Below are 2,601 nucleotides of genomic sequence, written 5' to 3' on the forward strand. Positions count from 1 at the left end.
GGCGTCCGCCGCCGCGCGCCGGGCGCGGCGCGTCGGCCGGCAACGGCAGCGCCTGCAGGTCGCCGGCCAGTTGCGCGGACCAGTATTCGTACTGGCGCTGCGCATCGGCGCCTTGCAGCCACTCGCGCTGCTGGCGCACGCGCTGCGAATAACCGCCGGCCGGCGGCGCCTGCGCGGCAGCGGGCGCGGCGGCGCCGAGCAGTTCGCCGAGCTCCTGCAACAGCCGCCAGTACGACCAGCCGTCGCCGGCGATGTGGTCGAACGCGATCATCAGCACCGCCGCGTCCGCGCCGGTTTGGTAAACGCAGGCGCGCAGCAGCGGCGGGCGGTCGAGGTCGAACGCGCGCAGCGCGTCTTCGGCGACCCGATCGCGCAGTTGCGTCTGCGACAGCCCGCTCGCATCGACGATGCGCAGCGCATCGCCGACCTGCGCCTGGATGCGCTGCGCCGGCTCGCCCTCGTGCTCGCCGATGCGCGCGCGCAGCATCGGGTGGCGGCGCAGCAGCGCCGCCAGCGCCGCGGACAGCCGTTGCGGATCGATCGCGCCGTGCACGCGCGCGGCGAACACGTTGTTGTGCGATCCCTGCTCGCTCGGACGCAAGCGGTACTGGGCCCAGCGCGCCAGCTGCTCGCTCGACAGCGCGAACCACTGGTCCTCGGTGTCGGTCAGCGGCGCCTGCGCGTCGGCGGCCGGTTCGGCCGCGCCGCGCTTGCGCGCCAGGGTGCGTTGCAGCAGTTCGCGCTGCGCGGGCGTGAGCGCGCGCAGTTTCGATTCCAGATCGCTCATGCCTCGTCCCCGCCCGCGAGCAGACTTTCCAGTTGGTCGTCGCTGAGTTCGCTCATCTGCGCCAGCACTTCGGCCACCGCCGCGTCCTGCGCGGCCAGCCGGTCGGCCTGGATCTGCGCCGCCAGCAACGCGCCGAGCTGATTCGGGCTGGCGCCCTTGAGCAGTTCCAGCACCGACAGGCCGACCCGCAGCGAATGCTCGATCCGGTTCTTCATCTCGATCGCCATCATCGAGTCCAGGCCGAGCTGGGACAGGCTCTCGTCCAGGCCCAGCGCCGACGGATCGGCGCGCAGGATCCGGCAAGCCAGTTCGCGCACGTACTCGGCCAGGGTCCGCGCCAGCGCGGTTTCGTCCTCGCACTGGGCCAGGCGCAGGTGGATGTCGACCTTGTCTTCGCCGGATCCGGCGCCGGCCTGCGCGTCTTCCTGGCGCTCGGCCTCGACCAGCGCCTGGATGTGCGGCGCGGCGATGCCCAACGGGCTGGTCTCGCCGACCCGCGTCCACTTCGCGCCCAGCACCACCGCATGCGGCAGCTCCGGCGCGGTCAGCAACCGGCCGAGCGCGCGGCAGCCCTGCTCGGCCGACATCGGGTACAGGCCGCGGTCGTGGAAGAACGTGGTCAGGTCGAGCTTGATCGCCATGCCGACATCGCCCCACGGCCCCCAGCCCACGCTCAGCGCCGGCAGGCCCTGCGCGCGCCGGTGCTGGGCGAGCAGATCGAGGAAGTTGTTGGCGGCGGCGTAGTTGCCCTGCCCCATCGACGCGACCTGCGCGGCCACCGACGAGAACAGCACGAAGAAGTCCAGCGGCCGCGCGGCGAAGGCCTGATGCAGGTTCCACGCGCCGACCGCCTTGGGCGGGAACGCCGACAGGAACTCGGCGTGGTCGCTCTGCGCCAGCAACTGCGGCCGCGCCACGCCGGCGGAGTGGATCACCCCGCGGATCGGCGGCCGGCATTCGCCGTCCAGGCGCGCGATCAGCGCGTCCAGCGCCGCCGCATCGGCGATGTCGAAGCATTCCACCGCGACGCTGGCGCCGGCGCGTTCCAGTTCGAGCAGGCGCGCGACCAGGCCGGCCTGCGCGTGCCCGTCCGGCAGGTCGCGCCACTGCGCGCGCGGCGGCGGCGGCGTGCGTCCGATCAGGATCAGGTGGCGCGCGCCGCGCTCGACCAGCCACGCGGCGATTTCCAGGCCCAGCGCGCCGAGCCCGCCGGTGATCAGGTAACTGGCGTCCGCGCGCAGCGCCGGCAGCGCATCCGGCGCCGCGTCGACGCCGCTGTCTTCCAGCTGCAGGCAGTAACGGCGCCCGTCGCGCCAGGCGATCTGGTCCTCGCGCCGCGTCGCCAGGCATTCGTCGACGAGGTGGCGCGCGTCGCTCGCGGCGTCGCGGCCGTCGAGATCGACCGCGCCGCCCCACAGGTCGATGTGTTCGCCGTGGCCGACGATCCGGCCCAGGCCCCACACCGCGCCGGCGAACGGATCGGCGCGGTCGCCGGCCAGCACGCGCTGCGCGGCCTGGGTCGCGATCCACAGCTTCGGCTTGTCCGCCGCGACCCGCCGCGCCAGTGCGCGCACGGCGTCGAACGTCGGCAGGCAGCGCTCGGCGAGCAGCGCCATCGCCTGCGCCGCGTCGGGTTCGGCCGGCGCCGGCGGCACCAGGTCGATCACGCCGCGCAATGCTGCGGCGTGCGCGTCGAGCGCGCGCGACCAGGCCTCGACATCGTCCGCGGCGAAACCGGGCTGCGCGCTCAATTCGATGCAGGCGTGGCCGCGCCCGCGCAATTCCGCCGCCACCGCCGCGGCCAGCGCGCCGTC

At 74.2% G+C, this 2,601-nt stretch carries 2 protein-coding genes; both read right to left on the reverse strand.

Translation table 11 applies throughout. The annotated features are described in order from the left end of the window. Window positions 1–787: condensation domain-containing protein (locus A7A76_RS20815; RefSeq protein WP_206413099.1), on the reverse strand; the 787-nt coding region annotated here is incomplete at its 3' end. Beyond that, on the reverse strand, window positions 784–2,601 hold a 1,818-nt coding region (locus tag A7A76_RS20820; RefSeq protein WP_206413100.1), incomplete at its 5' end, for a beta-ketoacyl reductase. The genes A7A76_RS20815 and A7A76_RS20820, both read right to left, overlap by 4 nt.

The sequence above is a fragment of the Lysobacter enzymogenes genome, assembly GCF_017168095.1.
GTDB lineage: Bacteria > Pseudomonadota > Gammaproteobacteria > Xanthomonadales > Xanthomonadaceae > Lysobacter > Lysobacter enzymogenes_D.